This window comes from Caballeronia mineralivorans PML1(12), from assembly GCF_001028175.1.
Classification (GTDB): Bacteria; Pseudomonadota; Gammaproteobacteria; order Burkholderiales; family Burkholderiaceae; genus Caballeronia; species Caballeronia mineralivorans.
The window spans coordinates 1-25,249 of the sequence record NZ_AEJF01000065.1 but is presented as its reverse complement, the minus strand read 5'-3'; the positions used below and the strand labels follow the sequence as shown (position 1 = coordinate 25,249).

The window sequence follows — 25,249 nt, the reverse complement described above, 5'->3', positions numbered from 1 at the left end:
TCGCCACTGCCGCTGCCGAGGCTGGCAAGCGCGGGCGTAGCGCTGCCCGGCACGGCGGAAAAGAACGCAGTCGCAATACGCGACAACGTGGCGACGTCAGGCAAGCCCGCAGGCGCTGCGCCCGGCGGTTCATCAGGGAGCGAAGCGCTACTCACTGGCTTACTTGTAGGTGTCAGGATAGTCATGGTACTTGGCGATCTCCACGTCATCCAGAACCGCCAGTGCGTCCGGCGAGTGCACTGCAAGCGAGCAATACAGCGAAATCAGGTACGAGGCAATCGCATGGTTGTTAATACCCATGAAGCGCACCGACAATCCCGGCCCTTGCTCGCCTGCCACGCCCGGCTGGAACAAGCCAACCACGCCCTGACGCTTGTCGCCCACGCGCAGCAACAGGATCTTGGTCTTACCGTCGGCAACAGGAACCTTGTCCGATGGAATCAACGGAATGCCACGCCAAGTGAGAAACTGGGAACCGAACAGGCTCACGGTCGGCGGCGGCACACCGCGACGCGTGCATTCGCGTCCGAAAGCCGCGATTGCCAGCGGATGAGTCAGGAAAAACGCGGGCTCTTTCCAAACGCGCGTCAGCAGTTCATCGAGGTCATCGGGGGTCGGCGCACCGGTCAGCGGGAACACACGCTGCTCGTCGGCGACATTCGCCAGCAGACCGTAGTCGGGGTTGTTAATGAGCTGGCTTTCCTGCAACTCCTTGATCGTTTCGATCGTCAGACGCAGTTGTTCCTTGATCTGATCGTGCGGACTGCTATAAAGATCCGACACGCGGGTCTGCACATCGAGAACCGTGCTGACCGCGTTGAGAAAATACTCGCGCGGGTTTTCGTCGTACGGGACGAAGGTCCGGGGCAGTTCGCTTTCGTCTTCACGTTGCGTGCACGCTGCCTTCACTTCCTCGGGATTCTTGACCTGGTTCAGCCGGTAGATACCGGCTTCGACAGGCACCCATTGCAACAAGTGCGTGAGCCATCGCGGCGTAATAGTCGATAGCTGGGGAACGGTCTTGGTGGCATTGGCTAGTTGCCGTGCTGCGTTATCGCCGAGCGCCGTCTGGCCGCCCACAGTTGCCGTCATGTGTAGCTCCGAAGTCTATAGAAGAAAAACGGGAATGCTTATCAGGAGACGTCATTATCAAGACGACGGCTGCGGTCATTCAACATGCTATAGACGGCAATTCGAGAAAAATGATCACCCTGGCCCAGTCACTGGCTCGGGTTGTAGTAACTCCGCCATGGGAACGTCGAGCGCACGGGCGAGTTTGTGTACCGTGATAATGGAGGCCGTCACCCTGCCGCGTTCGATCTCGCCAATATAAGAGCGGTTCAGGCCGGCGTGTTCGGCAAGCTGTTCCTGTGACCAGGCCTGCGCCTCACGTAAAAGCCTGACGGCTGCGCCGAAGTTGCGGACGACTTCAGTCATGACACGGTCGCCGCAACGCGCAGTTGCACGCCTTCATTGCGCGAGATGGCCTGCGTGACGTTCGCGCCCGGCGCAACGTCGTGGGTCAGCCACACGTTCCCACCGATCACTGCGCCCCGGCCGAGCGTGACACGACCGAGAATCGTGGCGCCTGCATAGATCACCACTTCATCTTCTACGATCGGATGCCGCGCCAGTCCTTTCTCCAGATGGCCTTCTGCATTGCTGGGGAAACGTTTCGCGCCGAGCGTGACAGCCTGATATACGCGCACGTGATCGCCAATGATCGTGGTCTCGCCAATCACCACGCCCGTCCCGTGATCGATAAAAAATCCTTTGCCTATTCGAGCGCCCGGATGAATGTCGATGCCGGTTTCACCATGCGCCAGTTCAGCCACAATGCGCGCCAGCAGGCGAAGGTCGAGCTTGTACAGCTCGTGCGCCAGCCGGTGATGAATCATGGCGAGAACACCGGGGTAGCAGAGCAGCACCTCATCCACACTGCCGGCTGCCGGATCGCCGTGATAGGCCGCGAGCACGTCGCTATCAAGGAGTGTGCGGATCTCCGGAAGCCTTGCGGCGAACGCCCGAACCGCGACGCCTGCACGCGTGGCGATGTTTTCGTCGTCACGCGACAGATGACGATCGCGGTATTGCAATTCGAGTTGCGCCTGGGCAAAAAGACCATGCAAGGCTGAATCCAATGCATGACCCACGTAGAAGTTCTCGCTCTCCTGACGCAGGTCGTGCGGTCCAAGCCGCATCGGAAAGAGCACGCCCTTCAAGGTCTCTACAATGTTCGCCAGCGCCTCTCGTGCCGGTAGTTCGCGCCCGCCCGGTTCGAGCGAACGCTTCTGCACTTCGCGCCATTGCTGGCGCACCGTCTGGAGCGATTGGACGATGTCGTCGATGTCAAATGCGGCCACAGTCGGAGATCCTTCGGCATGAAGCCATTAGAGTGTGATCAATCCTGAATCCACGGCAAACCCTGAAAGCGCCAGCCGTCCTGAACGCCCCGCCGCTGTTGCGAATCCAGTCGCCCTTCGAAACCTTCCAGCACGTTGAACACTTGAGTAAAGCCGGTTTTCGTCGCAGCTTCCGCTGCAAGTGCGGAACGATTGCCGCTGCGGCAGAGCAGCAACACGACAGCGTCCTTGCCGGTCTTTGCTTCCAGCTCGCGAACAAAGCGCGGGTTGCGCGTGAGCGAAGTACCTGTTGCCCAGGCCACGTGGACGCTGCCGGGCACATAACCCACGAACTTGCGCTCTTCGGCCGTTCTTACATCCACAAGCACCGCTGAGCCTGACTCGAGCAGCGCAAACGCGTCGCGAGGTGAAACGCCTCCCGCGTAAGGCAGGTGGTTCGCTGCCGCTGCGGCGCGCGCCGCTTCCAATGCCGCGTGAGATTCGTGAACTACGCGTTCTTCCAGTTCAACTGCCATGACGTCTCCTTGTACTGTCACTTGAAAACTCCCCGAGGCGAGATAGTTGTCAGAGAAATGCAACCGTCTATAGCCATCAATTGACACTATGAAAGAGCCCGCGCAGAAGCAGAACCAATAAAAACGTATTTCTAAAGAAGGCTTCGCCACATCGACAATCGTTTGATGAACATCGATCTTGCAAAGCGCGTGCGACTCTCATGTAATTATTGAAAGGATGGCAGTGCCGGTTGAAGGTCGCGGTTTTGCCTCAATCCGGCGACGGGACGGCAGCCACGGGAGGCGCTGCCGCCCGCGGTTCAGCACCTTGCGCGTGGCCCAGCAAGAGACGGGTTGCCAACGCGTCGAGCGATGTGCACAGGATCAGATAGACGAGACCGACGAGGAGGAAGATCTGCACCGGATAGATCATGAGCCGGCTATTTACCTGATTGGCAAGAAACGCGAGTTCCGGCACGCCGACGATGTAGGCCAGCGACGTGTCCTTGACGAGCGACACCCACTGGTTAATGAACGACGGCGCCATGATGCGGATGGCCTGGGGCAGCAGTACATGACGCAACGCCTGCCAGCGCGTCAGCCCCAGCGACAGCGCCGCTTGGCGCTGCCCGCTCCCGACTGCTTCGATGCCCGCATGAACCGAATGCGACAGGTATGCGCCACCGATCAGCGATAGCGCGGCAACCACGGTCGCCAGACCCGGCACGTCGACATAAAGCAACACCGGCAACAGGAAGAACGTCCAGAAAATCAGCATCAGCACCGGTATGGCGCGAAAGAACCCGATTCCCGCGAGCAAGGTCATGTGGCTCACGCCACGTGTCATGGCAAGTCCGATGCCGCCTGCCAGCCCGAAGATGGCGGACGACACGGCGGAGATCGAGGCCATCACCAGCGTCAGTGCCGCACCACCCAACGGACCATCGGGAAACGTGCCGACGAGCAGGTACGGCAAATTGGACAGGATGGCGGAAAAGGCGTCGTTCATCGGCGCACCGCTGCTCGCGAGCCGCTGCACTGGACGAGGACGAGTGCCACTTCCAGCAGTGCGATGGTCAGTATGTACAGCGCCGTTGCCAGACCAAATGCCTGAAACGTCTTGAAGGTCTCGGTGTCGACCTGACGCGACGAGTACGACAGTTCAGCCAGCCCGATCGCCATGGTCAGCGACGAGTTCTTGACGATATTCATGTACTGCCCAAACAAGGGAGGCGTCGCGATGCGCACCGCCTGCGGCAGGATCACATGAACGAATGTGGCTAACGGCGTGAGTCCGAGGGCGGCTGCCGCGTTGTGCTGCCCCGCTGGAACGCCCGATAACCCCGAGCGGAATTCCTCACCAATGAAGGTGGTCGAATAGCAGGTCAATCCGATCCAGCCGGCTACGAATTCAAACGACGGCCAATATAGCTTCAACACGCCGAGATCCACCGCATGCGGCGTATTCAACCAGGTCATGACCGCTTCGGGCAAGAGGGTCGCCACGCCGAAATACCAGAACAGCAATTGCACGATCAGCGGCGAGTTGCGAAACACCAGAACATAGAGTGCAGCGGCGCGGCGCACGGGCGCCACGTGCGAAGTGCGCGCAAGTGCCAGCAGACAACCACATAACGTCGCCGCGATAGTGACCGACACTGACAATCCCAGCGTCATGCCGAAGCCCCGAAGCAGCCAGATCAGGTACTTCGGCGCAAGCCATCCGTTCATTGGAATCATTCAGCTAAACACGAACGGGAGATTGAAATGCCAAGCCAGATTCGACCGTTCGCGGTCGAACTGGGCTTGACCGAACATGTAGCGATCAGCTCTTCTGCGGGTCGCCGATCTTGAACAAACGCGGCAATGGTGCGCGGCTTGCCGGCCCGAACCACTGGTCGTAAATGTGGCCCGCGGTACCGTTTGCTTCGAGACCTTTGAGCGTGTCATTGACGAAACTCAGCAGGCGCGGTTCGCCCTTCGGAACACCCACGCCTTCATAGTCGTTCGATATGGTGAAAGCCGGGATTTCGTACTTGTCGCGGTCGGGCACGTTAGCGAGCAAGCCGACGAGTTTCGGACCATCCTGCGTGATCGCCTGGACGTTGCCCGTTCGAAGCGCGGCGAACGCAAAAGGCGTGTCGTCATAAGCCAAGATTGTCGCCCGCGGAAACTGAGCACGAACCTGTTGTTCGTTGGTCGTGCCTTTGTCCGCACCGATACGCAGGTCGTTCAGTTGTTCCGGCGACTTAAGCGTGCCCTTCTTCGCGATGAACTCCGTGCCCGATGCGAAGTACGGCGTGCTGAAATCGACTTCCGTCTTGCGTTCGTCGGTGATAGTGATGTTCGCGAAAACGAGATCCACTTTCTTCGATGTCAGAAATGCAATGCGGTTGGCCGGGTTGGTCGGTTGGATCTCAAGTTTGACACCCAGTTTGTCGGCAACCGCTTTCGCGTAATCCACGTCCAGCCCAACTATCTTGTTGGCCTTCGGATCGACGAAACCAAAGGGTGGATTGCTGTCAAAAGTGGCTACCCGAAGTACGCCGGCCTTCTTGATATCGCCGAGGCGATCGGCGTGCGCCAGGCTCGACATGATCAGCAGTGACCCCATAAAAGCTGCGGTGAGAAGTTTGATTTTCATTATGTGTTGGTCTGCGCAATTGTAGATAGAGCGAGCACACAAGCGGTGCATCACAGCCGGAAATGTAGCAGCGCACCGGGCCATGACGAACCATCGATTCGTGTTGTGCTAAGCGCCGGACGGAATAATCAACACAGGGACGGCTTAACCCCTTCACCCTCGCAACTTCCGCGACTGGATGACAGCATCCGCTGCGATCCTCCCCTGTCGGGCGCGAATTTGCTTTCCACATCCCCTCTCAAAACCTTAGCCTGAATACGACTTAGACGAGCGCTGTCTTCGTGCTAGCGTTTAAGTCCATCAACCCTCCACCCCTGACTCATTTGACATGCAGAACAATAACTTCAGACACAGAAAGACCAATCCCGCAGTAATGCGAAAGTCGATCTCCCGAGGCTTCGCCGGCGCGCTTGCCGGACTGCTTGCCGGACTACTCGCAAGCGTGGCGCTGGCTGCGCCGGCCCCGGACGAGATCCTGTCGTTGAAAGGAAAACGTATCGGCATCACGGTGGCCGGCACGGAACACTACTGGGATCTGAAGGCCTATCAAGGACAGATAGATGAGGTGAAGCGCCTGGGCGGCACGCCGATCGCGCTCGACGGCGGGCGCAAGGACGCGCAGCAGATCGCCCAGATCCAGACGCTGATTGCGCAAAAGCCCGATGCGATCATCGAGCAACTCGGCACAGCCTCGGTGCTCGAACCATGGCTCCAGAAAATCCGTGCGGCGGGCATCCCGCTCTTCACCGTCGATACCGCCAGCCCCTCGAGCATCAACGTCACCACGTCAGATAATTTCTTCATCGGCGAGCAACTGGCGCTCAAGCTCGTGAACGACCTGCATGGAGAAGGCAACATCCTTGTTTTCAACGGCTTCTATGGCGTGCCGGTTGTCGCCATGCGCTATGACCAGTTGCGCACGGTGCTCAAGTGGTATCCGAAGATCAAGATCATCCAGCCGGAGTTGCGCGACGTACTGCCGAACACGGTCCAGGACTCGTACGCGCAGATCAGCCAGTTGCTGAACAAGTATCCGAAGGGCACGGTCCAGGCTATCTGGGCCGCCTGGGATGTTCCGCAGATCGGCGCCACGCAGGCGGTGGACGCGGCACATCGCACGGAAGTCAAGACGTATGCGGTCGATGGCAGCCCTGACGTCGTCGCCCTGGTGAAGAATCCGCAATCCAGCGCAGCCGCGGTCGTCGCCCAGCAACCGTACCTGATCGGCAAGACGGCGGTCGACAACGTCGCGCGTTATCTCGCCGGCGATCGCTCGCTGCCGCCCGCCACCTACGTGCCGGCGATCCTCGTGACCAAGGAGAACGCCGCCGAGGCCGCGACAAAGCTGGGCCAGGTCAATGCCAAGTGAGCGTGGATTGCTCGAGCTGCGGTCCATCTCCAAGCAGTTCGACGGGATCCCGGCATTGCGCCACGTCTCGCTCGACCTGGCGCCTGGACAAGTGCATGGCCTGATCGGTCAGAACGGTGCGGGGAAATCGACCCTCATCAAGGTCCTCGGCGGCATACACCGTTCAGACGAAGGTGAGGTGGTTCTCGATGGCATGGCCGTTTCGATCAACAGCCCTTCCGACGCGCGCCGGCTTGGAATCGAGATCGTGCACCAGGAGCGCTTGCTCGCACCGACCCTGACCGTGGCCGAAGCGTTATTGCTCGGCAACGAGCCCACCTTCGGCCCGCTGCCGGTTCTCGACGCAGCCAGCATGCGCCGCTTCGCGTGTACCGCCGTGCGGGAGCATTTCGGTGTCGATATCGATCCGGCCCGGCTCACAGCCGAGCTGAGCGTGGCCGAGCAGCAACTCGTGCAGATCACGCGTGCGCTGCTCAGCGCACCTCGCGTGCTAGTCTTCGACGAACCCACTGCCGCACTCGCGCGTCATGAAGCCAAGCAATTGTTCGCGGCCATTCGCCGGCTGCGCGAGCGTGGTCTTGCGATCCTCTATGTTTCCCACTATCTCGACGAGATCGAAGCGCTCTGCGACGTCGTGACCGTGCTTCGCGATGGCCGGGACGTAGCCAGGGTCGTGGTGGCCGATTCAACGCCGCAACAGCTCGTCGCCGCGATGATCGGCGGCAGCACTGCCGCACTTGTACCCGTCTCGACACGGAGGACCGGCGCGCCGCTGTTGCACGTCTGCGGGCTGAGTGCCGGCGCCCGCTTCGAAGACGTCAGCTTCGACGTGCGCCGCGGCGAGATTGTCGGCGTGACGGGGCTGCTGGGTTCCGGCGGCAAAGCCGTCGTGCGCAGCCTGTTCGGACTCGAACCCGGCGTGCGCGGGCATATCGAACTGGATGGCTGTGCGTACGTGCCGGACGATCCGCGCAATGCCGTGCGCCGCGGCATCGCTTTCGTGCCTGAGGACAGGCGGGCGCACGGCATCGCACTGGACTTGCCGGTGCGCGAGAACATCTCGCTCGCGAGCCTCAAGCGTCTCGTGCGGCATTTCATGATCGATCGTCGTCGCGAGAAGGAACTGGTGCAGCAACGCATGGACGACCTGCAGGTTCGCGCGCCGGGCACCGAAGCGCCTGCGCGTCAGCTCTCTGGCGGTAACCAGCAAAAGGTCGTCCTGGCGAAATGGCTTAGCACGCGCGCGAACCTGTACTTGCTCGACGAGCCAACCGTAGGCATCGATATCCGCGCGAAAGCGGAGATCTACCGGGTCATTGACGAACTCGCCGCACAGGGCGCGGCGGTGCTGCTGTTTTCTACCGACCTTATCGAATTGCAGGGAATCACCGACCGGATTCTCGTCCTCGCGCGCGGGACGCTCGTGCAGGAACTGATTTCGAAAGAGACGACCCACCAGGAAATCCTGGGCTGGGCGAGCGCGGCAGGTGCGAGTTCAACCCACGATCGTGAAGCGGTGCAAGCATGAGTCAAGTTCAAACCAAACAATCGCGCGGCAACGTGCTCGCTCCGGCAAGATCCTTCAAAGTGCCGCAATGGTGGCTGCAAAGCGGCGCACTTCTAGCGATTCTCATGGTGCTGGCAGTGTTTGCGGCAAGCTCGCCACTCTTCTTCACAGTAGGCAATCTCGCCAATGTGATGCAGCAGTCAGCGGTGATCGGTACGCTCGCGTTCGGCCTGACGCTCGTCTTGATCGGTGGCGGCGCGAACGGCATTGCCGGCGGCATCGATCTCTCGATTGCAGCGAACCTCGGCTTCTGTGCAGCCGTTTATGCGACCGCGCTTGCCAACGGTCTTGCTTCGCCGACGGCGATCGTGCTCACGCTGTCAGCCGGTACAACGGTCGGCGCGTTCAATGCATTCGCGATTGTCGTACTGCGCATGCTCCCCCTTCTCGCCACGCTCACCACGATGAACATCGTGGCCGGGCTGGAGTTGGTCGTGACTCGTAACTCGACCGTTTCCGCGACCGGACCGACGCTCACGGCCCTTCTCGACAACGGCCCGTTCGCCATTCCGTGGCTCTCGTATGCGTTTGCCGGCGTGGGCCTGATGTTCGTCTGGCTCGGGCACTTTACGCGATTCGGGCTGAGGCTTCACGCGTCGGGCAGTCATCCGGCAGCGGTCCGCGCGGCTGGACTGAGGGCTGAAGGCTATGTCGCGGCGAGCTATGTATTGTGCGGGCTGTCGGCCGGCATCGCCGCCCTCGCCTCCACCGCACTTTTGAGCGGCAGCGCACCCGGCGCCGGCGAGAATCTTCTCGCGGTAATCGCTGCCGCGCTGCTTGGTGTCGTGTTCTCCCGACGACTCGTGCCGACCGTGGCGGGCACCTGGCTGAGCGTTGTGTTCCTCGGCCTTGTCGCGAACGGCTTCCAGCTGGACAACGTTTCAAGCTACTGGATCAGCGGCGTCGAAGGTGCATTGATTCTGTTTGTCGTCTCGCTCACGGCACTGCTGCGCCGACGCAACCTGGAGAAGAGCAGCCATGCGTGAGCTCATTCTTCGCCCCTTCGCGCGTAACGTCCCGATCAACGGCTGGACGCGCTATGCGCTGGTCTTCGCCTTCGCCGCGGCAATCGCATTCTTCACCGTGTTCGCTCCCGCATTCGCCACGTTCTCGAATATCGACAGCGTACTGCTCAACACTGTCGCTCCGCTTGCGATCGTGGCGCTGGCCATGACGGTGGTAGCGTCGCTCGGTGCAGTGGATCTCTCGGTCGGTACAGCCGTCGATCTCGCAAGCCTCGTATTCGTGACGCTCGTGGCGCGAGGCGTCGGCCTGCCGATCGCCGTCGTCGCGGCACTTGGCACGGCCCTCGCGGTCGGGTTGTTCAACGGTGTACTGATTGCATCGTTCGGCGTGGAGCCCTTTCTCGCCACGCTTGGCACACTGTTCATAGGCCAGAGCATCCAGCAACTCGCAACCGATGGCGGACAGCCCATTTACCTCCTGAACCAGGCCTTGCCGCAGGCTTTCTCTATGCTCGGCCATGGGCGTCTCCTCGGTGTCGCACTGCCCCTGTATCTTGTCGCGGCCCTTGCCTTCATCCTGCACCTACTGCTCGCGCGCTCACGGCACGGGCGCGGCATCACCGTGCTTGGCGTCCAGGCACGCGTCGCGCGCTACTCCGGTCTACCGGTGCGCGCGTTGCTGTACCTCGCCTTCGCGTTAAGCGCGGTGAGTTCCGGGTTCGTCGGGTTGATCCTGTCGTCGAACGTGAAGGCGTATGTGCCGCTCGCAGGCAACGGTTACCTGCTCAATGCGATCGGTGCCACGTTTATCGGCGCCACGCTTTCTTCGTCGCACCGTCCGAACGTGCCAGGAACGCTGGTGGGCGTCCTGTTGCTAGGCTTCGCGGCAAACGGGCTGCTTCTTATCGGGTGGAACTTTTATTGGCAGCAGGTCGCCATCGGAATTCTGATCTTCATCGTGCTCGCAGTCGGAACCTTGAGTTCACCACGTCGGTGATTGTCCGAGGGCGTGTGTCATGCCGCAGCGGCCCCAAGCGCCTCAAGAAACGGCCAGGGAAAAATTCCCTGCGCGTGACCGCCGCTGCACAGACGTCGGCCAATCACCGGGCGCACAACCGCCAAAGACGAAAAACGCCATGAAATCAGTTCGACCCTATTATGTTTGACGTCCGAAGAGTTCGGCATTTTTCGGACATTTTTTGAAATTGTCCCAAAAATGAAGCATACTTCGGACATGAGAATTTTGCCGAAAGACTCTGAACTGCGCGCGCGGGTCCTCGAATACATCGCATCCGATCCGGATGCGGTCTGGACCCCGGCTGATTTCGCCCATCTCGGCAGTCGCGCAGCGGTCGACAAGATGCTGCAGCGGCTTGTCGCTTCCGGCGAGTTGCGCCGTATCGACCGTGGCCTCTACGATCGACCGAGAAAAAGCCGGCTGACCGGGCGGGAAGCTGTTCCTGATTATCGGGCAGTCATCCGTGCCGTCACGCGTCGGGGCAACGCCCGCTTCGTAGTCGACGGCATGACAGCCGCGAACGACCTCGGGCTGACCACCGCTGTACCGGCACGCATTGAAGTCCTCGCGGACGCCCGCCTCAAGCCGGTCAAACTCGGCAACCAGGAAATCCATTTCAAACCAGCAGCGGCAAGCCGCCTCTTCTGGGCCGGCCGGCCGGCCATGCGCGTGGTGCAGGCTCTCCACTGGATGCAGGACGTGCTGTCCGATCCTCAGGAGCGGACACGCACTGCCGACGTTCTTCGCCGGATCATGGCCGATCCGGAATACGGCGAGGCAATCCGGACCGACCTGCGCGGCGGATGGTCAGCGCTGCCGATCTGGATGCAGGCGTTCCTGCGTGACCTCGTTAAACCATCTGACAGGGAGGCCATGTAGTGACCGCAGACGCTTACAGACAGATCATCACAGCACCACCTCGTGACCGGCTCGACCTCTTGCTCACCGCAGCCAATCGGCTCGGCACGCCAGTGGGCAACATCGAAAAGGACTTCTGGGTCTGCTGGACACTTGATGTGCTTTATCATCGCCTGCCCACCGATGCCCCGAGGTTGCTATTCAAAGGGGGTACGTCCCTGTCGAAAGCTTATGGGCTTATCCAGCGCTTCTCGGAAGACATTGACGTCACGGTGTTTCGGGACGATCTGGACGAACCAGCATCCATCGAAGAATTGCAGGTGCTCTCGGGGAAACAACGCAGAGCGAGGCTCGACAATATCCGGGATGCCTGTCACGCCTATATCACCGGCCCGCTCCGGGAGGCCCTAGCCGCCGAGCTTGCACAGGATGCTGGCGGCACAGGACGTATCGAGATCGACCCGGATGGCCAGACGCTGCTGGTGTGGTATCCAGAGGTCGAACCTCGCGACGGGGCATATGTACGGCCCGTCGCGAGGATCGAATCCGGAGCAAAGTCAGCACTCGATCCTCATCTGCCAGCGCTCGTTCGCCCCTATGTCACGGACGATATCCCCGAGCTCAATCTAAGCGGTCGCATCCTCGCTCGTGAGCGAGGACAGCGCCTTGCCGCGCTCGACAATCGCCCACAGTAACAGTCGCTCCGCTTCCCGGCGATAGGCGCGCTGCGTTTCAGCGGCCTCGTGCCGTTCGAGCCAGGCGCTGATCGCCTGATAGTCGTTATCGGCCTCGAGCACGCACATGCGCTTCGACGCGCGGAAGGCACCGCGCGAGCCGTCGACGTCATGCGGCACGCGAATGTTTTCCCACGGCACCACGGGTTCCGGCGTCGCCACCACGATCAGCGCGCGGGCGCGTTCGGTGAGCGCCGGATGTGCGGCAAAGAAGCTTTCAATATGACGTGAGCTGCGCACGCCGAGCCCGGGAATCGCGCGCCACCAGCGCTGGCGACGGGGGATGCGCACCGTCAAATCGGCCAGCGTCTTGATGCCATGCTGATGCAGCACGGGGACGACGCGAGACGGCAGCCAGGCACCGATCGGATCGCTCACCTGCGGTTGCGGGACCGCAAGCGTCGGCAGGATGTCCAGCGCCCAGGTCGCGGCTTTGCGGTGACGGGTCCGTTCGCCTACCGCGCACTGGAACAGCCGGGCCAGATCGGCGCGATGCCAGCTAAGGGCGAAACCGGCGAGCTGCCTGCGAATCCGGCCGATCACGCCGCGCGCCGACTGGCCGCCTTTGAGAACCTGCGGACAATAGCGCTCGACCGCCTCGCGCGAGCCCACGCCCGCATACCACGCGCGCAGCGCGGACAGGGACGCGGTATCCGGAAAGGATGGTGGTGGCGGAACGTTCGGCATCCGGAGATTATAGGCAACGGGATGGTAGCGGAGCTGCCGGTCAGGTGTGGCGCGTTTCTCGAAACGGGAGTTTTGCCCATAAATGTGGCCCTATCGCTAATAAGGGTTATCGCAATGGACATATGGTCTAAGACTCTTCTACTCACCGTACCACATCGCAAGTGACCAAACTACGTGAGGAACATCCGGTATATCGGATTGGTGGTCTCCTCCCTGTGCGGATAGCCGAGCGTCGCGAGGAAGCGCTCGAACGTGCCGTTCTCCGCACCGGGTACTTGGATACCGACGAGGATCGAACTGTAGTCCGCGCCCTGATTGCGGTAATGGAACAGGCTTATATTCCAGTTTGGCGCCATCGACGACAGAAACTTCATCAGCGCACCAGTCCGCTCGGGAAATTCGAAGCGGAACAGCCGCTCTTCATGCGCGAGCGGTGAACGGCCGCCGACCATGTAGCGGATGTGCTGATTCGACAGTTCGTTGCCGGTCACATCGACGGTGGCGAAGCCGTGCGTTTCGAATGTGTTCGCGACTTCCGCCGATTCGCCGCGATGCCTGATCTGCACACCGACGAAAATATACGCGGAGTTCGCATCGGCGATCCGATAGTTGAATTCGGTGACGCTACGTGCGCCGATCAGTTCGCAGAAACGTTTGAAGCTGCCGCGCTCCTCGGGAATCGTCACGGCGAACACCGCTTCGCGCGCCTCCCCAACTTCCGCTCGCTCGGCCACAAAGCGCATCCGGTCGAAATTCATGTTCGCGCCGGAGGTGACGGCTATCAGCGTCTTGTTCTCGATGCGTTCACGCTCTGCGTACTGCTTCGCTCCGGCTACGGCTAGCGCGCCGGCGGGTTCGAGCACGCTGCGAGTGTCCTGGAAGACGTCCTTGATCGCCGCGCACAGCGCGTCGGTATTCACGATCAGCACATCATCGAGGTATTCGCGGCACAGCCGGAAGGTTTCCTCGCCGACCAGCTTCACGGCGGTACCGTCCGAAAACAAGCCAACTTCGTTCAACGTGACGCGCTCGCCAACTTTGAGCGATTGCGCCATCGCGCACGAATCTTCGGTCTGCACGCCGATTACTTTGATCTCGGGCCGGACAGCCTTGACGTACGTAGCAATGCCGGATGCCAAGCTGCCACCGCCAATCGGCACAAAGATCGCGTGAATCGGCCCCTGATGCTGCTTCAATATCTCCATGGCTACTGTGCCCTGACCGGCAATCACGTATGGATCGTCAAATGCTGGAATGAATGTGAGACCGCGCTCCTTCCCAAGTTGCGTCGCGTACGCGTAGGCATCACTATAAGAGTCGCCGACCTGCAATACGTCGATTGCGAGACCGCCGTGTGCGCGAACGGCTTCTACCTTCACCTGCGGCGTAGTCACCGGCACGACAATTACCGCCTTTGCACCTAGCCGCGAGGCTGACAGTGCCACGCCTTGGGCGTGATTGCCTGCCGAAGCGGTAATAACCCCACGCGCCAGCGTTTCCGCTGGCAAATGCGCCATCTTGTTGTAAGCACCGCGTAGCTTGAATGAGAAGATCGGTTGGTTATCCTCGCGCTTCAGATAAACGGAATTCCTCAGTTGAGCAGACAGGTTACGCGCGAGGTCGAGCTCGGTCTCCCGGGCCACGTCATAAACGCGAGCCGTCAAGATTTTCTTTAGATAGTCATAGCTAGTCATAAGGTTAGGCAGATGCCGTGTCGGAAAAGGCGCTGTGGACATGGAATTGCATAAGCTTTAATGCTGGCAAACGAAAAATCAAATGCGGATTGACTTAAACGCGAGCAACACGTCCTCCACGTCGGAGTCGGACAACGCGAGGGACAACTGGAGCCGTAGTCGAGCTGCTCCTCTCGGTACGACTGGAAACGAAAAAGCTGCTGCCAAGATACCTTTGTCAGCAAGCGAACTTGCGACAGATTCCGCACGAACAGCGTCGTGAAACATTACTGGGATAATCGGGTGAGTGCCAGGCAATACGTCATAGCCTTGTGCTTCTAGGCCAGAACGCAAATAGTCGCTCATGGACCGCAAACGTGCAAAGTCGATTTCACCACTGGCAACGATATCCAATGCGCGAATCGACGCCGCGGCGATGGCTGGCATAAGTGCATTTGAAAATAGGTAGGGCCGACCAAATTGACGAAGCGTTTCGATCGCAAGCGTTGGGCCTGCGACGAATCCGCCTGCTGCCCCGCCCAACGCTTTGCCCAGCGTGCCGACGTACAGATCCACGGCGTCGTGCGCCTGCTGCGATTGCGCCGTGCCCCGGCCGGTTTCGCCGATCACGCCGATGCCATGCGAGTCGTCGACGATCAGCATGCTGTCCGACGCGCTGCAAATCTCGCCAAGTTCATTCAGCGGCGCCTGAAACCCATCCATCGAAAACACGCCGTCGGTGACGACCCATCTCGCGCCCTGCGCGCCGCTTTGGCGCAACCGGTCATCGGCTTCGGCGACGTCGCGGTTCGCATATCGATGCCGGGTGGCGCGACAGAGTCGCAAACCGTCGATGATGCTTGCATGATTCAGTTCGTCGGACACGACCGTATCGCCTTCGGCGGTCAGCGTCTCGAATAGCGCACCGTTCGCATCGAAAGCGGACGGAAACAGCAACGCCGCCTCAGTGCCCATGAAGGTCGCGAGTTTTGATTCGAGTGTCCAGTGCAATTCGTTTGTGCCACTGATGAAGCGCACCGACGCCATGCCCAAACCATACCGCGCGATCGCTTCACGGGCGGCCTCCATGAGACGCGGATCGTTGGCGAGGCCCAGGTAGTTGTTCGAGCAGAGATTCAGATAACGCCGGCCTGCCGATTCGGGGGTTGGCCTCGCGATGACATGAGCCGACTGCGCCGAAGTCAGCGCGAACTCGCGTTTGACCGAACCCTGTACCGTGAGCGCATAATGCTTTTCCTGAAGCCGCTCAACGATAGACTTGCTAAGCATGCTGGTCTCCGTAATCGACCGTCAGGCTCCAGGCCGGATCATCGTGCCTGGCCCAGTAGGCTTCGAACAGCGCGCGGGTGACCGGTCCGGGCGCGCCGTCGCCGATCATCGTGCCGTTGAGCCGCGTCACCGGCATGATGCCCCCGGCTGTCGACGTGATGAATACCTCGTCCGCATTGCGTAACTGGCTTTCGCTGATCGTGCCTGAATGTGCGCGCAAACCCGCTGCATCCGCGAGATCGAAGACCGTCTGGCGCGTGACGCCGTGCAGGACGCCGTGGTCCGGCGTATGCAGCGCCCCGTCGCACACGATGAAGACATTGAATCCAGGACCCTCGGCGAGACTACCGTCCGTGCACTTGATGATCACGTTTTCCGCGCCGGCGTCGTACCCTTTGAACAACGCGGTCACGAGATCGAGCCAATGGTAGTTCTTGATTTGCGGATCGACCGACTCCGCCGGAATTCGGCGCACGTCGTCGATCAGATGCAGATGTAGCCCTTCTTTCAATTGGCGCGCGTTGGCAACCGATCCGAACGGCACCGCAAACGCGACAAACTGGTTGATCGCCTCGCGCGGGTCGCGACTGAAGGTCGGAGAGATTCCTCGAGTGCAAAGCATTTCGACGTACGCGTCGCGCAGCCCGGACCGCTTCACGCATTCAACCAGGATGTCGCGCAGCGCCTCGTCGCTGAATGGCACGTTCAGCCGCAGCTTGGCCAGCGATCGGCGAAACCGCGCGATATGTAAATCGAGGCGAAAAAACTTTCCTTTCCAGACATGCACCGTGTCGTACGTCACGTCAGAGTGAAGGAGCCCCCAGTCGAGCACGGAGATGCGTGCTTCCGAAATGGGCATGAACTTGCCGGCCATATACGCGACGCCGGTGGGATAGGTAAGGCCGTCGATGCGGCCGATATCTTGAACAGGCATACGGGGCTCTCAGATTTTGTGAGGAAAATAGTCGACGAGTCGGGCGAATGCGGCGAGATCGGCCTCGAAGACACTACGGTGCACATACGGGTTGGAACCGGTCGCATGGTCGAAAGACAGTTTGCCGTCGAGGTGATCGATCTCGTGTTGCATCAGCTCGGACAGCTCACGCGGCAGAGACTCCTTTACGTGAAGGCAGCCGTCGAGTGTCGTGTACTGGATCGACACGGACACGTAGCGCTCGACCTTCACGAGCATCTCAGGAAAACACATGCAATCGTCCCAGAGTGTCATGCGTTCCCCGCTGCGCCAGACGATCTCAGGGTTCACGATCACCTCCGGCCAGCCGGGGAGTGCAAGGCCGATCATCCGTTTGCCAATGCCGATCTGCGGCGCCGCGATCGCGCGACCGAATCCATGCTCCTCGCGAAATGCCCTGATCGCTTCGGTCAGCGCGCATGCTTGTTCCAGTACGACGGGATCGCGAACGTCACCAATCGGCATCGCGATCTCGCGCAGTGACGCCGTTCCGACCGCAAGAATGCGTGAATTCATTTCACCACCTCTGACAGAGCCACCTTGTTGCCAGCCTTGAAGGTGGAGATCGTTGCTGCCGGGCTCTGCAGATCGCCGTTCACATCAAATGCGACCCTGCCCGTCACGCCCTGAAAATCCACCGCGTGAAGCGCGTCGACGATCTTCGCCGGATCACTCGACTGCGCCTGCATGACGGCACGGTAGATGGCCATCATCGCATCGTAGGCATACGGTGCGTAGAGTTGCACAGGCTCGCCGTACTTCGCCTTGAAGCGCGCCGCGAAGGCCGGACCTCCTGGCATCTTCGCAAGGCTGCGGCCGCCGTCTGCACAATAGAGATTGCCGTTGAGCGCATCGCCGGCAAGTTTCTGGATTTCTTCGGTGCACAAACCGTCGCCACCCATCAGCGGCGCCTCGATCTGATACTTCTTCATTTGCCTGATCATCGAGCCGCCCTGGGTGTCCATGCCACCGAAGAAGATAGCGTCTGGCCGCTTGCCCTTGATCAGAGTGAGCGAAGAACCGAAGTCGAACGCCTTGTCGGTCGTGTATTCGCGCGCGGCAACAGTGACGCCGGCCTTGCCGATGTCGTCGACGAACACGTCGGCGATTCCCTGTCCATATGCCGTGCGGTCGTCGATCACGCCCACGCGGCGCACATGCAGTTGCTCGACGGCATAACGCGAAACGGCCTGACCGAGGAAGCTATCGTTGGCAAGCATCCGGAAGGTCGTTCGATAGCCGAGGTGAGTGAATTGCGGATTGGTCGCCGAGGGCGTCAGCTCCGCGATATTCGCCGCAGAATAAAGCCGGGCGACGGCGATCGACGTGCCCGAGTTCTGATGGCCGATGACAGCGCTCACGTGCAGATCGATAAAGCGTTGCGCGACCGTTGTCGCGGTCTTGGGATCAGCCTGGTCGTCCTGCGCATCGAGTGCAAACGTGACCGGCTTACCCGCGATCGTCGGGTGCTTTGCATTGATTTCCTCGAGCGCGAGGCGGATGCCGCGCTCGCTATCCTTGCCGTAATGGGCCTGCCCGCCAGTGAGTGCGCCGGCGAAGCCGACCACGATCGTGTCCTCCGCATATGCCGGCGCGGCCAACGCGCATAGCGTCAGGATGGATAAAAGGTGCCTTGTTCGCATGCTCTTCCCCCGTTTCTGAACCGTTGATTGATGCTACGATTCTAGGGCGGCGCTGCGAAATCCAAAAAATGATGCAAGTGGAAAAGCATCGAAGAATTTCGTTTCTTCGGCTTTTAGGAAATCCAATGACTATTCAAGCCAATTCGCTGGATGATTTCGATTTGCGGATCCTCGCGATCCTCCAGCGTGACAATCAGATCAGCAACCAGTCGCTGGCCGCGGAAATCGGCCTGAGCCCGCCTGCGTGCATGCGGCGGGTCAAACGGTTACGGGACGAGAAGTACATTCAGCAGGACGTGTCAATCGTCGATCCGAACAAGGTCGGCTTGCCGCTGATGATGCTGGTTCTGGTTCAGGTCGAACGGGAGCGTGTTGACCTGCTCGATGAATTCAAGCGCTTTCTCAACTCACTGCCTGAAGTGATGCAGTGTTACGTCGTCACCGGACGGGCGGACTTTATCATGATGATCTCGATGCGCGACATCGATCACTATGAAGAATTCTCGACGCGCGTGTTCAGACAAAATCCGAACATTCGCCACTTCGAAACCATGGTCGTGATGTCGAAGGTCAAGGTGGGACTATCGTTGCCGCTCGATATCTAGCGGCTAGTCATGAAATCTGAATTAAGGGTTCCACAACTCCTGCCACGCTACGACTCCTTCTGTCGTGCGTCTTTCTGCGGGCGTATTGAGTCGGGCTTCAGAGAACGCAATTTGGCCCACCCATGTTCGGCGGCGAAGGCACAATCTCGCGGAAAACATTCGTCACGAACGGCACAAGGTGATCAAGTACAACCACCTCGTCACAAACATGGTCGTGCTCTACAACGGCCAGTGGATGTCGCGTCGGCTCTCAAGGACTTGCAGGAAAAACGACATCCGATTGATGTCGACGTGCTCAAGGCCTTATCCCCGTGCCGGCGTGAGCATATCAACCGGCTCGGCGACTATCTACTGGATCTGCAACGACGCGCTCCGTCGCTCGATCCGACCATTGATTTTTCATTTAAATCAGTAGCGTAGGTCGAGATGTGGCGGATTTTTAACGATTACCCTCAACTGGAAATTAGGTGAAGCGACAGCCAGGGAGCCGTCTGTAGCACGAAACCCCGGCCGTTTCGGTGCACATAATCAGAGGGTTTCGAGGAATGCCATGACCTTGTCGGTTGCGTGAAAACGCGGCATGCGTTGTCCGGCGGGCTGCAATCGACCTAACGCTTCTTCCTTGTGCGCAAGATTGGATTCCATGTAGATGTGCGTCGTGTCAATCGACTCATGGCCCAGCCATAATGCGATGACACTGATATCGACGCCAGCCTGCAACAGATGCGTCGCCGTCGCGTGCCTTACGACGTGAGGCGATATGTGTTTTTTTGACAGACTCGGGCAGGAATTCACGCCGCCGGCGATTGCCTTCTTCAAAATGCAATCGACGCCATTGCGGGTCAGCTGCTCGCCGCGGTAGTTGGTAAACAACAGCGACGTTGGCACCGCATTCTGCTCGCGCATCCATTTCGTGAGCGCATCTGCCGTTGCGGCCCAGAGTGGCACACATCGCTCCTTTCGACCTTTGCCGTGGAGATGCACGAAGCTGCTGTGACCGCCCAGTTCGACCTGGCTGCATGCCATTGCCGTAATTTCTGAAACTCGTGCGCCAGTGTTATACATCGTCAGCAGCATCGCATGATCACGTCGTCCGCACGGCGTCGAGAGGTCAGGAGCTCCCAAGATCGCATCAATTTCAGGCCGCGACAATGCGCAAATCAGACGGCGATCGGTCCGTTTGGTCGGGATCGCTAATATGGACGTTGACAGCCCTGCAAAATCCGGCCTGGAGATGGCGACCCAGCGAAAGAAAGAGCGAACGGCCGCCAATCTGGCGTTGCGAGAACGTACTGCATTGTTGCGCTCCTTTTCAAGACTGTCGAGGAAGGCCAAAATTACTGCGGCGCTGAGGTGAGTAAGACTGAGTGCCACCGGTTCGATATGCATCGTCGTGTCGATGAACTGAAGCAGGAGGCGAAACGCATCGCGGTAACTCCAGAGCGTTTGGGGACTGACGTTTCGATGGGTCATCAGATGCTTGAGGAAGAATTCCTGAAGCAGTGGCCCGACAAGGGTATCGGTATTCTTCATGATTGGCCTCCCACGCCGCAGAATGCGGCGAATCGGTTCGAGACGATGCCCAGTAGCTCAGGAGTTGACGAGACGTACCAGTAGCTCTCTCTGGGACTGACGTGACCAAGATAGACGGAGAGCGTCGGAGCGAGTTCGGCGGCCGATGCCCCATCTTCGTACCATTGCGTTAGGCGACGAACGGCGAACGAGTGCCGCAAGGAATGCAAGGTCGGTCGCCGCCCATCGGGTAGATGCAATCCGAGCTTCGCCGTCGCACATGAGAACCACCGCGACAGGGTGTCGTAATCGAGGGCTTGTCCGAAATCTGTGACGAAGAACAACGGTGCTCGCCTTGCGTGACATTTGTGCTCCCGCCGATCGGCATACTGCTGGAGGTGAACAGCGGTTGTCGGGTGCAAAGCTACGATGCGGGACTTCTTGAATTTGGTTTCGCGTAGAACAACACGGGGCGGCTCATTCCGCAAGTGCACGTCGCGTTCCTTGAGGTGCAATGCTTCGCTGACGCGTAGCCCGGAACTGGCAAGCAGCCCCAGTACCGCGACATAAGCGTCGGCGCGCAACCCTCCTTTCGGTAGCGCCGTCGCTGCTGCGTGCAGGATCGATTGCAATTGTTCCTCGTTCAGAATGTACGGGGGATTGCGACGTGGGGATGGCAGCAGATGATTGTCGGGGACTGAGGTTGCCGGATCGATAGCCTTTACGAAGCGTAGAAATCCCCGCAGTGCACTAAGAATAGCCACCTGGGTTGGCGGAGCACGGTGACCCCGCGTGACCCATTCGAGCACCTCCTTGGCTTTGATTGATTCGCCTGGATGCTCGATGGCATGGTCTTGCACGAAGCGTGTGAGGACCCCGCCATGGGTATACCGGTAACCCAGCAGCTTGCGGTGTTCGACATAACGGATCAGCAGATCCCGAAGTTCCTCACCGTTCATGATCTGTCTCCCGGCCAAGGCATGGCGATGCGCGCCAGCGAAGGCATGTCGAGCTTTGCATAGGTGGCGGTGGACTGCAGGGACTGATGACCCAACACATCGGCGATGTTCTTGAAGCTCATGCCACGCGTCAGCATGGTTGTTGCCGCGGCATGGCGTAAGAGATGTGCAGCACCGCGTGCGGGGGCAATACCTGCACGATTCAGCGCCCGGCGGACGATCCTCGAAATTGCGCTAGAGTCTGTGAATGGTCGGGCCGGCGGTAGCGCCTGCAGGAAGATCGTCCTGTATGACGACGGAGGCCGTTCTCGTTTGATGTAAGCGAGCAATGCACGCCCGACGTCGCGGAGGAGCGGCAGGTCCCGGTCACGGCGGGACTTCGCACCTCGGATATGAATGATGCCGTCGGCCCAGTCCACGTCATCCAGACTGAGATGCATGACTTCAGCAGCCCGCATCCCGGTCCTGGCGAGCAACAATATGATTGCTGTGTTCCGCAGCGGCTGAAACGTAGCAGCGTCGCCTCCGCACTTGATGAGCCGTTCCACATCATCGTTCGTCAGGCTGGCTGGAAGCGTCGCGTGACGCCATCTCCGGATTCGAGGCAGTGCTTCCTCGAGACCGGACGGCACAAGACCCATCACGGTGAGAAACCGCAGCATCGCGCGCAGCGCGACGATTGGTGAATTCGATGGTCGGCGCCTCTTGCTCGAAAGTTCGCGGTGCAGATATCCGCGGAGATCTTCGATTGACAGGTCTTGCCAATTCGGTGGGTCGTCGCTGCACCAGACGTCCAGGAAGCCTCGGACAAACCGGCCGTACTTCCGGCGGGTGCCCTCTGCGAGGCCCTTGACGGCGCCCAGATACGCGTCAAACTCGTTGAGGAATTCGGCCGCGCACGTAATCGAACGTGTGCGCGTCTCAGTACGTTGCTTGCCGCACGTCAGTTCAGACTGTGCCATGATCTTCTCCTTACCGGCCACCACGGCCGGTAGGAAAAGTTCAGAACATTATGCGAACCATTGCAACACAACTCATCTCGCGTGATCCCGCTTGAAAACGGCGGTGCCGCCGCCGTCTACATGGGGCTTCGCCTAATTTCCCGTTGAGGGTAATCGTTAATATCTTAAGCTTCAGATATTATCGAATCCCGGCCGACCCTCATGGTTCTCCTCGCGGACCGTGAATGCGATGCGCGCCTGCGGTATCCAGACGCTGGCCGACCTAACCGTACGTGTACCCCGTCGGCGCCAGTGGTGGAAGGCGGTGCCGGGGCTTGGCCCGGTGAGCGCGCGGCAGGTGGAGGCCTTTTTTGCCATGCATCAGGCCCTGACCGAGCGCGCCCGGGCGTTGATTGCTGTTGCCGATCGTGGCGCCGTCGTGCCGTGGGATAACTTGCGACTGCCGTACGAGGTGGATGGTTCAATGGGTGCCTTTCGCGCGCCGCGGCAAACCTGCGCGCTCAACGCAAGCAACGACTACGAAGCCGTGCAGGCTTGGCTGACCCTGCACGAATCGGCGGCCACGCAGCGCGCCTATCGGAAGGAAGCCGAGCGGCTGATCCTTTGGGCGATCGTCGACCGCGAACGGGCCCTGTCGTCACTCACCACCGAAGACGCGATTGCCTACCGGAGCTTCCTGCGCCGGCCAACGCCGCGCGAGCGCTGGGTCGGGCCGCCACGGCCACGCTCGTCCTCATCCTGGCGCTTCTTCGACCTCGGCAACACGAGATCGAGATGGTCTACATATCGTGCGGGATTGCTGCCGGTACGATGGCCAAGCACGGTCTGCGCATCGAGAATGGCCTTGATGCGACCGCGAACGCGGCGCGCAGTTTCTGCCTTTTTCATCCAGACCGGTTGGAGTATCCGCACAATCATCGCAGTGTCGATGTCGCGCACCTCGACGTCGCCGATCACAGGGTACGCGTAGGTCTTCAATGTGTTACGCCACTGCTGGATGTGCTTGCGGTTCTTCCAGTTCGGCTCCCGGGCCTGGAGAACGCCTCGGCCGCCTCGCGGAATGTCACCACGGCGTCCGCAGCAGTTTCAAGGAGCTGCTGGCGCTGCTGCTCCCGACGCGCGTGTATCGGATCAACCTGGTCCCTGACCATCTGTCGGTACCCGGTAGCCAGTTTCCGTGCCTCGCCGAGCGAAACCCGCGACAGCGGGCCAAGCCCCATCTCGCGCATACGCCCGCCCAGCCTGAACCGGAAGACCCATGAGCGCGCGCCGCTGTCCGCGATCTGCAGATACAGCCCACCACCATCGGCGTAATGACCCGGCGCGACCTCCTTCGCCACCCGCAGCGCGCTGAGCCGGTGCAACTGTCGTCCCGACATGACTCCCTCCTACCCACAAACCCACATTCCTACCCATACATCGTGGAAAAATTGTGCGGGAAGACCCGGGATGGAGCAAGCACGTTGTTACCCACAAATCCCCGTGGAATCAGCAGTTTATGAGTGTTTTCGGGAGAATCCGGGAATCCCCGGGAAGCCTTGCCTGGCGGAAGGCAGCAGGAGTCGAACCTACCTGAGAGCGTCTGACGCCCTCAACTGGGTTTGAAGCCCAGCCGCACCACCGGATACGGATGCCTTCCTGCGATTAACTACCTACCACTAAATACCACTAACTACTTACCGCCGTTGATCCGATCAGAGCAGATCCAGCCAGCGACTGTCCGTGCGCATCACATGCAGGTCACGGTGAAAGCGAGTATACCCAACACGATCGAAGAATTCCAAAACCTGGATCGCGCGTTTGCGGCCAAGCGCCGTGACATCGCGGAAAGGCGCGGCGGCGATTTTGCCGTCGTTCTTACGCGCTTCGAGAGCCGCTATGGCCGCCAGTTCGCGAATCGCCTCGCGATGATAGAAAAGATCGCGTACGACCTGAAATACCTCACCCTGGCGCGCAAGCTTGCGCATCAACTTCCGCACACGCTCCTCGGGCAAGCCGTGCGCAGCCGCCAGATCGCGAATCCACGGAGGGTCGAAGCGGCCGGTTTTAACGACCGGCAGCAAGACACCGGCAAGCGCTTGCTCCGCATCGTCGAGCGTGACCGCGTGGCCGGGCAGATGCAGCCAAGGCCCGCTTCTGACAATGCCTCCGCGTGAGGACGTGTCGTCGATGAGTGCACGCCACAACGCATCGTCCACCAACGGTGCGACCATGCGCCGCAAGCGCGACGAGTCCGGACCTTGTTCATCGGGCGAGCGCGCGTGGAATTGCTCCAGCGTCGCGATCAGTCGAGCGCTCAGCGCGCGCCATGCGGTGCCGGCGACCAGCAAGGCATCGTCACCGGATAACGTGACCACATGCGTGTCAGCGGGAAGCTGCGCCGCTGCCGGCAAACCGCTCAGATGCTCCAGCAACGAGCGCAAAAGGCCATTCGGCGCACGGTCGAGCAAGGCATCGAGCGCGCCAGTGTCGAGCATCGTCTGCATGGCATCGAGCCAGGCCAGCCGCTCAGGCGTACGCCGTTTGCGCGCGGGGCCGAATGGATCGAGCACGTGGCCACCGCCTATCGTCCGGTTCGCCTGTGCGTTTCTCACGATAAACCGGTCGCCCGGCACCGCACACAGCGGCCGTTCAAACACGAGCTGGGCACGCGCAGTCTGGCCTGAACCCAGCGACTCTCCATCGAGCAACGCCACGTGCGCGACCTGATGCTGGGTTCCCAGATGCACATGCAGTGGCGCCCAATGCTGCAAGGTCACGGCGGCGTCGGGCAACAAGGAAAGCGTTGCATCGATACGTTCCGACGCCCGTGCCAGCCGCGGATCGACGATCCAGTCGCCGCGATCGATCGCATCCTTCTCGATGCCTGCAAGATTCAGCGCGCAGCGCTCGCCCGCGCGGCCGCTTGGCGCAGCGCGGTTCTGCGCGTGGAT

24 protein-coding genes, 1 tRNA gene and 4 pseudogenes are annotated in these 25,249 nt (G+C 60.2%); 9 read left to right on the top strand and 20 right to left on the bottom strand.

The genetic code is table 11. The features are described 5' to 3' along the window. Nucleotides 1–159: 159 nt before the first annotated feature. From EOS_RS08935 to EOS_RS08905, 7 genes are all read right to left on the bottom strand, one after another. Nucleotides 160–1,092 carry a family 2A encapsulin nanocompartment shell protein gene (locus EOS_RS08935; RefSeq protein ID WP_047846260.1) on the bottom strand — a complete coding sequence of 311 codons (933 nt, stop codon included), beginning with the start codon at nucleotides 1,090–1,092 and terminating at the stop codon, nucleotides 160–162. A 114-nt stretch (nucleotides 1,093–1,206) separates the two neighbouring features. After that, nucleotides 1,207–1,437 (bottom strand): helix-turn-helix domain-containing protein, encoded by a 231-nt coding sequence (locus tag EOS_RS08930; RefSeq protein WP_047846259.1) that lies wholly within the window; start codon nucleotides 1,435–1,437, stop codon nucleotides 1,207–1,209. After that, nucleotides 1,434–2,363 carry a serine O-acetyltransferase EpsC gene (epsC, locus tag EOS_RS08925; protein ID WP_047846258.1) on the bottom strand — a complete coding sequence of 310 codons (930 nt, stop codon included), beginning with the start codon at nucleotides 2,361–2,363 and terminating at the stop codon, nucleotides 1,434–1,436. Before epsC ends, EOS_RS08930 begins: the two co-directional genes overlap by 4 nt. 38 nt (nucleotides 2,364–2,401) lie before the next feature. Then, nucleotides 2,402–2,878, bottom strand: coding sequence for a rhodanese-like domain-containing protein (locus EOS_RS08920; RefSeq protein ID WP_047846257.1), 477 nt, complete (start codon nucleotides 2,876–2,878; stop codon nucleotides 2,402–2,404). Nucleotides 2,879–3,128: 250 nt separating this feature from the next. After that, nucleotides 3,129–3,866: an amino acid ABC transporter permease gene (locus EOS_RS08915; protein WP_047846267.1), complete on the bottom strand. Its 738-nt coding sequence runs from the start codon at nucleotides 3,864–3,866 to the stop codon at nucleotides 3,129–3,131. Further along, nucleotides 3,863–4,588 (bottom strand): amino acid ABC transporter permease, encoded by a 726-nt coding sequence (locus EOS_RS08910; RefSeq protein ID WP_047846256.1) that lies wholly within the window; start codon nucleotides 4,586–4,588, stop codon nucleotides 3,863–3,865. The genes EOS_RS08915 and EOS_RS08910 overlap by 4 nt, the downstream gene beginning before the upstream one ends. Before the next feature lie 94 nt (nucleotides 4,589–4,682). After that, nucleotides 4,683–5,501, bottom strand: coding sequence for an ABC transporter substrate-binding protein (locus tag EOS_RS08905; RefSeq protein WP_047846255.1), 819 nt, complete (start codon nucleotides 5,499–5,501; stop codon nucleotides 4,683–4,685). A gap of 373 nt (nucleotides 5,502–5,874) precedes the next feature. Between EOS_RS08905 and EOS_RS08900 the strand changes: the two genes are divergently transcribed. The 6 genes from EOS_RS08900 to EOS_RS08875 all read left to right on the top strand — a co-directional run bounded on the left by EOS_RS08900 (nucleotide 5,875) and on the right by EOS_RS08875 (nucleotide 11,973). Further along, the gene (locus tag EOS_RS08900) at nucleotides 5,875–6,870 is read left to right on the top strand and encodes a sugar ABC transporter substrate-binding protein (RefSeq protein ID WP_047846254.1); all 996 of its coding nucleotides are present in this window, start codon (nucleotides 5,875–5,877) and stop codon (nucleotides 6,868–6,870) included. After that, a complete protein-coding gene (locus tag EOS_RS08895; protein WP_047846253.1) occupies nucleotides 6,860–8,398 on the top strand; it encodes a sugar ABC transporter ATP-binding protein in 1,539 nt (512 codons plus the stop codon). Before EOS_RS08900 ends, EOS_RS08895 begins: the two co-directional genes overlap by 11 nt. Further along, complete coding sequence (locus tag EOS_RS08890) at nucleotides 8,395–9,423, top strand: ABC transporter permease (protein WP_047846252.1); 1,029 nt, start codon at nucleotides 8,395–8,397, stop codon at nucleotides 9,421–9,423. Before EOS_RS08895 ends, EOS_RS08890 begins: the two co-directional genes overlap by 4 nt. Next, the gene (locus EOS_RS08885; protein WP_047846251.1) at nucleotides 9,416–10,399 is read left to right on the top strand and encodes an ABC transporter permease; all 984 of its coding nucleotides are present in this window, start codon (nucleotides 9,416–9,418) and stop codon (nucleotides 10,397–10,399) included. Before EOS_RS08890 ends, EOS_RS08885 begins: the two co-directional genes overlap by 8 nt. 237 nt (nucleotides 10,400–10,636) lie before the next feature. After that, nucleotides 10,637–11,299: a DUF6088 family protein gene (locus EOS_RS08880; protein ID WP_047846266.1), complete on the top strand. Its 663-nt coding sequence runs from the start codon at nucleotides 10,637–10,639 to the stop codon at nucleotides 11,297–11,299. Continuing rightward, on the top strand, nucleotides 11,299–11,973 hold the full coding sequence (locus EOS_RS08875) for a nucleotidyl transferase AbiEii/AbiGii toxin family protein (protein WP_082163272.1): 675 nt from the start codon (nucleotides 11,299–11,301) through the stop codon (nucleotides 11,971–11,973). Before EOS_RS08880 ends, EOS_RS08875 begins: the two co-directional genes overlap by 1 nt. On the opposite strand, the pseudogene EOS_RS08870 reads toward EOS_RS08875, so the two are convergent. The 6 genes and pseudogenes from EOS_RS08870 to EOS_RS08845 form a co-directional block, all read right to left on the bottom strand. After that, nucleotides 11,908–12,699 (bottom strand): annotated as a pseudogene (locus tag EOS_RS08870) (phage integrase family protein); the annotation flags it as partial. The gene EOS_RS08875 and the pseudogene EOS_RS08870 sit on opposite strands and share 66 nt — an antisense overlap. Before the next feature lie 170 nt (nucleotides 12,700–12,869). Then, entirely contained in the window at nucleotides 12,870–14,435 is a 1,566-nt protein-coding gene (gene ilvA / locus EOS_RS08865) for a threonine ammonia-lyase, biosynthetic (protein ID WP_268760302.1), read from the bottom strand. Nucleotides 14,436–14,471: 36 nt separating this feature from the next. Next, nucleotides 14,472–15,662, bottom strand: a complete 1,191-nt coding sequence (locus EOS_RS08860; protein ID WP_047846249.1) for a glycine C-acetyltransferase — start codon at nucleotides 15,660–15,662, stop codon at nucleotides 14,472–14,474. After that, a complete protein-coding gene (locus EOS_RS47965; RefSeq protein WP_047846248.1) occupies nucleotides 15,655–16,596 on the bottom strand; it encodes an aminotransferase class IV in 942 nt (313 codons plus the stop codon). Before EOS_RS47965 ends, EOS_RS08860 begins: the two co-directional genes overlap by 8 nt. Nucleotides 16,597–16,605: 9 nt before the next feature. Continuing rightward, nucleotides 16,606–17,151: a peptide deformylase gene (locus EOS_RS47960; RefSeq protein ID WP_047846247.1), complete on the bottom strand. Its 546-nt coding sequence runs from the start codon at nucleotides 17,149–17,151 to the stop codon at nucleotides 16,606–16,608. Further along, nucleotides 17,148–18,278, bottom strand: coding sequence for a branched-chain amino acid ABC transporter substrate-binding protein (locus EOS_RS08845; RefSeq protein ID WP_047846246.1), 1,131 nt, complete (start codon nucleotides 18,276–18,278; stop codon nucleotides 17,148–17,150). The genes EOS_RS47960 and EOS_RS08845 overlap by 4 nt, the downstream gene beginning before the upstream one ends. A gap of 125 nt (nucleotides 18,279–18,403) precedes the next feature. Between EOS_RS08845 and EOS_RS08840 the strand changes: the two genes are divergently transcribed. Continuing rightward, complete coding sequence (locus tag EOS_RS08840; RefSeq protein ID WP_047846245.1) at nucleotides 18,404–18,883, top strand: Lrp/AsnC family transcriptional regulator; 480 nt, start codon at nucleotides 18,404–18,406, stop codon at nucleotides 18,881–18,883. 145 nt (nucleotides 18,884–19,028) lie between these two features. After that, nucleotides 19,029–19,303, top strand: a pseudogene (locus EOS_RS44260) (Tn3 family transposase); the annotation flags it as partial. A 108-nt stretch (nucleotides 19,304–19,411) separates the two neighbouring features. Here the strand turns inward: EOS_RS44260 and EOS_RS08835 are convergent. The 3 genes from EOS_RS08835 to EOS_RS08825 are packed head-to-tail and all read right to left on the bottom strand — an operon-like array spanning nucleotide 19,412 to nucleotide 22,316. Then, a complete protein-coding gene (locus EOS_RS08835; protein WP_047846244.1) occupies nucleotides 19,412–20,416 on the bottom strand; it encodes a tyrosine-type recombinase/integrase in 1,005 nt (334 codons plus the stop codon). After that, complete coding sequence (locus tag EOS_RS08830; RefSeq protein WP_053063806.1) at nucleotides 20,413–21,354, bottom strand: tyrosine-type recombinase/integrase; 942 nt, start codon at nucleotides 21,352–21,354, stop codon at nucleotides 20,413–20,415. Before EOS_RS08830 ends, EOS_RS08835 begins: the two co-directional genes overlap by 4 nt. After that, nucleotides 21,351–22,316, bottom strand: a complete 966-nt coding sequence (locus EOS_RS08825) for a tyrosine-type recombinase/integrase (protein WP_053063805.1) — start codon at nucleotides 22,314–22,316, stop codon at nucleotides 21,351–21,353. The genes EOS_RS08830 and EOS_RS08825 overlap by 4 nt, the downstream gene beginning before the upstream one ends. Before the next feature lie 202 nt (nucleotides 22,317–22,518). On the opposite strand from EOS_RS08825, the pseudogene EOS_RS08820 reads away from it, so the two are divergent. Beyond that, nucleotides 22,519–23,130: pseudogene (locus EOS_RS08820) on the top strand (phage integrase family protein); the annotation flags it as partial. A 29-nt stretch (nucleotides 23,131–23,159) separates the two neighbouring features. On the opposite strand, the pseudogene EOS_RS49165 reads toward EOS_RS08820, so the two are convergent. The 4 genes and pseudogenes from EOS_RS49165 to EOS_RS08805 form a co-directional block, all read right to left on the bottom strand. Beyond that, nucleotides 23,160–23,294: pseudogene (locus EOS_RS49165) on the bottom strand (phage integrase central domain-containing protein); the annotation flags it as partial. Continuing rightward, a complete protein-coding gene (locus tag EOS_RS47955) occupies nucleotides 23,291–23,695 on the bottom strand; it encodes an Arm DNA-binding domain-containing protein (RefSeq protein ID WP_235442745.1) in 405 nt (134 codons plus the stop codon). The pseudogene EOS_RS49165 and the gene EOS_RS47955, both read right to left, overlap by 4 nt. A gap of 164 nt (nucleotides 23,696–23,859) precedes the next feature. Continuing rightward, nucleotides 23,860–23,955: transfer RNA gene (locus EOS_RS08810), tRNA-Sec, on the bottom strand. Nucleotides 23,956–24,010: 55 nt separating this feature from the next. Beyond that, a partial coding sequence (locus EOS_RS08805) for a SelB domain-containing protein (RefSeq protein ID WP_047846243.1) occupies nucleotides 24,011–25,249 on the bottom strand: 1,239 nt, incomplete at its 5' end.